Raw genomic sequence first — 6,464 nt, forward strand, 5'->3', positions numbered from 1 at the left:
TGTCAAGCGCTTCGGTATCGGCCAGCACCAGTTTCGGCTGATGGAAGACGCCGACGAGGTTCTTGCCGCGCGCGCTGTTGATGCCGGTCTTGCCGCCGACCGAAGAGTCGACCTGCGCGAGCAGCGAAGTCGGTATCTGCACGAAATTCATGCCGCGGCGCACGATGCCGGCGGCAAATCCGGCCAGGTCGCCGATGACACCGCCGCCGAGCGCGATGACGACATCGCCGCGCTCAAGCCTGGCTGCCAGCACGCCGTCCACCACCTCCTCGAGATGCGCGAAACTCTTGGTCTTTTCCCCAGCCGGCAACGTGATGACGGCAGGCTGAATGCCGCCCTTTTCGAGGCCGGCCTTCAACGTTTCGAGGTGTGCTGCGGCGACATTGTCGTCGGTGACCACCGCGGCGCGCGTGCCTGGAAGGCGACGCGAAATCTCGGTGCCCGCGCGCGAAAGCAGGCCGGAGCCGATTAAAATGTCATAGGCACGATCGCCAAGCCCGACTTCGACGGTGACTGTCGCATTGACGCTCACGACCGCACCTCGCCTGTCGCGGCCGCAACGCCGAAATACCCGCAAAGCGCGCTCACCACCTCGGCCGCAATGACCTCCTTGCGATCGTCGCGGGTCGGCACGGTGACATCGGCGCCTGCGTAGACCGGATAGCGCTCGGCCATCAACCGCTCGATCACGGCGCGGGGATCGGCGCTTTTCAAGAGCGGCCGGTTTTGCTTCTTGGAAACGCGGTCCATCAAGAGGTCGATCTCGGCCTTCAGCCATACCGACACGCCATGGCCGGCGATCGCCTCCCGCGTCTGCGCGCTCATGAAGGCGCCGCCGCCCGTCGACAGCACCTGCGGGCCGTGCTCCAGCACGCGCAGGATGACGCGCTGCTCGAGCGCCCGGAACTCGGTCTCGCCATAGCGTTCGAACAATTCGGGGACGCTCATGCGCGACACGCTTTCGATCTCCTGATCGCTGTCGATGAAAGGCAGTCCCAGGATCCCCGCCACCTTGCGGCCGATCGCCGTCTTGCCGGCGCCCATGAGGCCGACAAAGACGATGGAACGGTTGCCCAGCCGGCTGAGCAGCGCGGCATGGCTCTCGTCAGGAGGATTTGCTGGTAGCGCGCTCATACGGACCTCGTTGCCGGCGTATCGACATCAAAAGCCTGTTTGCGTCAAGCGTGGCGCGCGCCGAGCTTCGTCCTTGAATTGGCCGGATTGGCGTCTCATAAGGGCACAGGGTTTGGAAACGCAGAACAAGAAGACGGGCGAAAATTGATGCCGACACTGTTCCGCTTTGTCGTGACGCTCACGATTCTGGCCGGCATTGTCTATGGCGCGATGTTCGCTCTGGCGATGTTCGTCGAGCCGAGAAAGGCCGAAATGAGCGTGCGCATTCCTCCGGAAAAGCTCAATCCCAAGAAAAACTGATCCCAGGAAAACTGACCCAAAGAAATGAACAGCGCAGCCCGCATCGAAGCCTTTCTGGAAATGATGAGCGCCGAGCGGGGCGCAGCCGAAAACACGCTTTCCAGCTATCGCCGCGACCTCGAAGACGCTTCGGCCGAGATCGATGGCGGGCTTGCGGGCGCCGCCGCCGGCGATATCCGCGCCTATCTCGACGATATCGCCGCGCGCGGTTTTGCCGCCACCTCGCAGGCACGCAAACTGTCGGCGATCCGCCAATTCTTTAAATTCCTTTACGCTGAAGGCCTGCGCGGCGACGACCCGACCGGAACCCTGGACAGCCCGAAGAAGGGCCGGCCGCTGCCGAAGACGATGAGCGAGGCCGACACCGGCCGGCTGATCGACCGTGCGGCGCAAGAGGCAGCTGACGCCTCGCTGAACGATGGCGACAGCCTGGCGGCGCTGCGCCTGCATGCACTGGTCGAGGTGCTCTACGCCACCGGCCTGCGCGTTTCCGAACTGGTCGGCCTGCCGGTGACGGTAGCGCTGCGCGACGATCGTTTCTTCATAGTGCGTGGCAAGGGCGACAAGGAACGCATGGTTCCGCTGTCGGCAAAGGCGCGCATGGCGATGCGGACCTGGCTCTCTGCCCGGGCAACGGTGCCGGCTCTCGCAGACAGCCCGTTCCTGTTTCCGGCAGCAGGCGATAGCGGCTATCTCTCCAGGCAGGTCTTCGCCCGCGACCTGAAGGGCCTTGCGGCGCGGGCCGGCATCGCCTCGGCGAAAATATCGCCGCATGTGCTGCGCCATGCTTTCGCCAGCCATCTCCTGCAGAACGGCGCCGACCTCAGGGCCGTGCAGCAGTTGCTTGGCCATGCCGATATTTCAACGACGCAGATTTACACGCATGTGCTGGAGGAGCGGCTGGTGCGGCTGGTCAACGATCATCATCCGCTTGCCGACTAGGCGTCATATCGCTATGTGAGGACCACGTTCCATCGCCCGGAGCCTCTGTTTCCTGGGTTCCGCCAGTCATTGCCTCCCGGTCTATCGGTCCGCTCAAGAATGTACAATTACCTCGATTTCGAAAAGCCGGTCGCCGATCTCGAAGGCAAGATCCTCGAGCTGAAGAAACTCGCCGAGAATGGCGAGGCGGTCGATGTCGGCGATGAGATCAGCCGTCTTGAGAAGCGTTCGCGCGACGCCCTGCGCGACGCCTACAAGGCGCTGACCCCGTGGCAGAAGGTGCAGGTGGCGCGCCATCCGGACAGGCCGCATTGCATCGACTACATCAAAGGCCTGTTCAACGATTTCACGCCGCTTGCCGGCGACCGCAATTTCGGCGAGGATCAGGCGATCGTCGGCGGCTTTGCCCGCTTTCGTGGCGAGCCGGTGGCGATCATCGGCCAGGAAAAAGGTTCGGACACGGCCAGCCGGCTGAAGCACAATTTCGGCTCGGTGCGACCGGAAGGCTACCGCAAGGCGGTGCGGCTGATGGAACTCGCCGACCGTTTCAACATCCCGTTGCTGACGCTGGTCGACACGGCCGGCGCCTATCCCGGCGTCAACGCCGAGGAGCGTGGCCAAGCGGAAGCCATTGCCCGCTCGACATCGGCCTGTCTCGGCCTGAAGGTGCCGTCGATCTCGGTGGTCATCGGCGAAGGCGGCTCAGGCGGTGCCATCGCGATCGCCACCGCCAACCGCGTCTACATGCTCGAACACGCCATCTATTCGGTGATCTCGCCGGAAGGCGCCGCATCGATCCTGTGGCGCGACACCACCCGCTCGAAGGATGCAGCGACCAACATGAAGATCACCGCCCAGGATCTGCTGGAGCTGAAGATCATTGACGCCATCATTCCCGAACCGCTGGGCGGCGCCCATCGTGGCCCGGAAGCGGTCATCGCCGCCACCGGCGACCTCATCGCCAAGACGATGAAGGAATTCTCCGGCGCCAACACCGATTTTCGTGAGCAGCGCCGCGAGAAATACCTGGCTATGGGGCGAAACCTTTAGCAAGACGAGGTTCGGCGCCGCAATGTGGCGAGATTGAGCACGTCCGCCACAAAAATGCCGCGGCATTCGGTTCAATCAAATTGCCGTAAGGGGATGCGCCCGGCGCTTGCGGTAAGGAATTTTCAAGGTTAACGGGCTTAGGGTTGAGCCTGGCGGCGCTGATGCCTGCGGTCCGAAAGAAAAGACATAGCCATACCCATGTTTGCCAAGCTCGCCCGCACCGGACTTCTGATTGCCGCGATAGGGGTCGCCGGCTGCAATGATTCTTCGATGAAGGATTTTGCCCCCCAGGCCAACAAGCCGCTGCCCGACAAGATCCTGGCCGGCATGAAGGCCAAGGGCATGACCCGCACCTCGCCGGTGATGGCCCGCATCTTCAAGGAAGAGGGCAAGCTCGAAATCTGGAAGGCCAAGACCAACGGCCGCTACGACTTGGTCGCCAGCTACGACATATGCAAATGGTCGGGCAAGCTGGGTCCCAAATTCACCGAAGGCGACCGCCAGGCGCCGGAAGGCTTCTATACGGTCCGCCCGGCGCAGATGAATCCGCGGTCGAGCTACCACCTTGCCTTCAACATCGGCTATCCCAACGCCTACGACCGCGCCAATGGCCGCACCGGTTCTCATCTGATGGTCCATGGCGCCTGCTCGTCGTCGGGCTGCTATTCGATGACCGACGCGCAGATCGAGCAAATCTACGCCTTCGGCCGCGATGCGTTCCAGGGCGGGCAGACCGAATTCCAGATCCAGGCCTTTCCGTTCCGCATGACCGCCGCCAACATGGCGCGTTATCGCAAGGATCCGAACTACGAATTCTGGAAGATGCTGAAGGTCGGCTACGACAATTTCGAGATCACCAAGGTGCCGCCGAAGGTCGACGTCTGCGAGAAGCGCTACGTCTTCAACCAGGTCGCGGCCGACGGCGCGACATTCGATCCGGCCGGCGCCTGCCCCACGACGACGCAGCCGGATTCGTTGAAGAGCGCCTTCAATGCCTACCAGAGCACCTACGAAGCGGCTTTCAACGGCGCGGTCAAAGCCAGCGTGCCGGCCCCCAAGCCAACCATCGCCGGCATCAAGGAAGCCAGCATCGTTTCCGAGTGGTCGAAAAAGCGCGCCCGTGGCGAACGCGTGCCGATCGAGCCGCCGTCGTTCAACGCCGACGGCTCGGTGACAGAGACGGCGCGCATGGGCCGCATCGATTCGCCGGCCGGCCGGAAGATGGCCGCGCTGGATGCGGAGAAAGCCGCCAAGCAGAAGGCCGAAGAGCAAAGGCTTGCCGCCATAGAGGCGGCCAAAGCCGAGAAAGAGGCGGCCAAGGCTCAGGCTCTGGCCGAAACGGAAGCGGCCAAGATTAATTCGCTGGCCGAAGAGGGGGATGCCGTGGCCGCGGCCGAAGCGCCTGTCGCCACCGCGACAATCGCGTCGCCCCAAGCTGCCGCCCCGGCCGAAACGCAGGCGGCCAATGCCGATCAAAGCAGGGTGACAAAGCTGAAGAACAAACTGCTCGGCATGTTCGGCGGCTGAGGTTCTCGCGCTTGGCCAAGCCTACTTCCGTCTATGACCTCAAGGGCCTGAACTGCCCCCTGCCTGTGCTGAAAGCAAAAAAGCGGCTGGCTGCGATGCGGCCGGGCAGCAGGCTCTGGCTGGAAACCACTGACCCGCTGGCCGTCATCGATATTCCTGCTTTCTGCACCGATGCCGGCCATCGCTTGGTCGAAACGGCAGCGGTTTCGGGCGCCCATCGCTTTCTAGTCGAGCGCGGCGAGCAGTCGCTAGACCATGATCCCGAAAAGTGGAATCCGGTTTTCGGAAAAGATCGTGGTTAACCAATAGGTTAAAATCAACGCCCGGCGATGGCCAGCGGGTTGTTTTCCAGCGCTGCGCGGTCGGGTGTGTCTATCGACGGCCGGTTGGTGAAGGCGGCAAACAGCCGGCGGACATAGTCCTCCGGCATGTCGAGCGTGATCAGCACCAGCCTTGTGCCGCGTTGGCCGTCCGGCCAGGACGGCAGCCGCGCCGGCGGATGCAGGATCTTCTGCACGCCGTGGACGACCAGCGGCCGCGCCGGGTCTTCCAGCAACTCGATGACGCCCTTCATGCGCAGCAGGCGCTCGCCATGCGCCGATCGCAACAGGTCGAGGAACATCTCGATCGCCGAAAACGGCACCGGCCCGTCATGAACGAGCGAATAGGAGCGCACGCGGGAATCGTGCCGATGGTCGCTATCGTGGTCATGGCCATGGTCGTCGTGGTCATGGTCGCCATGGTGGTGGTCATGGGCGGCTTCCTCGCCGAGCCAGCGTTGCACCTCGGGGGACTTGGTGGCTGGGTTGTAGAGGCCGCAATCGAACAGCGCCGCTACATCGGTCCTTTTGTCACCGGCCTCGAGCAGTTCGGCACCCGGATTGATCTGCCGCAGCCGGGCCCGCAAGGTCTCGACGTCGCGCGGATCGGTGACCAGATCGGCTTTCGTCAGCACGATGCGGTCGGCGACGGCCACCTGCTTCACCGCCTCGACATGGGCGTCCAGCGTCGCATTGCCGTTGACCGCGTCGACCAGCGTGATGACGCCGTCGAGCCGAAAGGCCTGGACCAGCGCCGGATGCGCCATGATCGACTGCAGCACCGGCGCCGGATCGGCGAGGCCGGTGGTTTCGATGACGACGCGGGCAAGCCGGGCGATACGGCCGGTCTGCAGCCGGTCGACGAGATCAGCCAGCGTGTCGACCAGCTCACCGCGCACCGTGCAGCAGAGACAGCCGTCGGAGAGCTGGATGATGCCGTCGGAGGCCTGTTCGACCAGGAGATGGTCGATTGCCACCTCGCCGAACTCGTTGATGATGACGGCGGTATCGGCGAGTGCTGGATCCCTGAGCAGCCGGTTGAGCAGCGTCGTCTTGCCGGCGCCGAGAAAGCCGGTCAGCACCGAGACAGGGATTGGGAAGCCGCTGCTCATCAGGCTAGTTCAAGGCCTTGGCGGGCTGGCCGCCTTTGGCCGCCGTGGCGGAACCGATAACTGTGGGCTCGGCACCGGG

Annotated in this window: 8 protein-coding genes; 5 read left to right on the forward strand and 3 right to left on the reverse strand. The window is 63.6% G+C overall.

The window, feature by feature from the left end:
* A partial coding sequence (locus EOB36_RS32570) for an iron-containing alcohol dehydrogenase (RefSeq protein ID WP_128286503.1) occupies positions 1 to 532 on the reverse strand: 532 nt, incomplete at its 3' end.
* Entirely contained in the window at positions 529 to 1,134 is a 606-nt protein-coding gene (locus EOB36_RS32575) for a shikimate kinase (RefSeq protein WP_128242943.1), read from the reverse strand. The genes EOB36_RS32570 and EOB36_RS32575, both read right to left, overlap by 4 nt.
* 147 nt (positions 1,135 to 1,281) lie before the next feature.
* On the opposite strand from EOB36_RS32575, the gene EOB36_RS32580 reads away from it, so the two are divergent.
* The 5 genes from EOB36_RS32580 to EOB36_RS32600 all read left to right on the forward strand — a co-directional run bounded on the left by EOB36_RS32580 (position 1,282) and on the right by EOB36_RS32600 (position 5,255).
* Positions 1,282 to 1,434, forward strand: a complete 153-nt coding sequence (locus tag EOB36_RS32580) for a histidine kinase (protein WP_095485924.1) — start codon at positions 1,282 to 1,284, stop codon at positions 1,432 to 1,434.
* Positions 1,435 to 1,458: 24 nt separating this feature from the next.
* Positions 1,459 to 2,376, forward strand: coding sequence for a site-specific tyrosine recombinase XerD (locus EOB36_RS32585; RefSeq protein WP_128286504.1), 918 nt, complete (start codon positions 1,459 to 1,461; stop codon positions 2,374 to 2,376).
* 99 nt (positions 2,377 to 2,475) lie between these two features.
* Positions 2,476 to 3,426 (forward strand): acetyl-CoA carboxylase carboxyltransferase subunit alpha, encoded by a 951-nt coding sequence (locus tag EOB36_RS32590; protein WP_095485922.1) that lies wholly within the window; start codon positions 2,476 to 2,478, stop codon positions 3,424 to 3,426.
* 198 nt (positions 3,427 to 3,624) lie between these two features.
* Positions 3,625 to 4,953, forward strand: coding sequence for a murein L,D-transpeptidase family protein (locus tag EOB36_RS32595; RefSeq protein ID WP_095485921.1), 1,329 nt, complete (start codon positions 3,625 to 3,627; stop codon positions 4,951 to 4,953).
* A gap of 11 nt (positions 4,954 to 4,964) precedes the next feature.
* Complete coding sequence (locus EOB36_RS32600; RefSeq protein ID WP_095485920.1) at positions 4,965 to 5,255, forward strand: sulfurtransferase TusA family protein; 291 nt, start codon at positions 4,965 to 4,967, stop codon at positions 5,253 to 5,255.
* A gap of 14 nt (positions 5,256 to 5,269) precedes the next feature.
* Here EOB36_RS32600 and EOB36_RS32605 read toward each other — a convergent pair whose 3' ends face one another.
* Entirely contained in the window at positions 5,270 to 6,385 is a 1,116-nt protein-coding gene (locus EOB36_RS32605; RefSeq protein ID WP_128286505.1) for a GTP-binding protein, read from the reverse strand.
* Between the last annotated feature and the right edge of the window lie 79 nt (positions 6,386 to 6,464).

It is taken from the genome of Mesorhizobium sp. M6A.T.Cr.TU.017.01.1.1, from assembly GCF_004023115.1.
Taxonomy (GTDB): Bacteria; Pseudomonadota; Alphaproteobacteria; order Rhizobiales; family Rhizobiaceae; genus Mesorhizobium; species Mesorhizobium mediterraneum.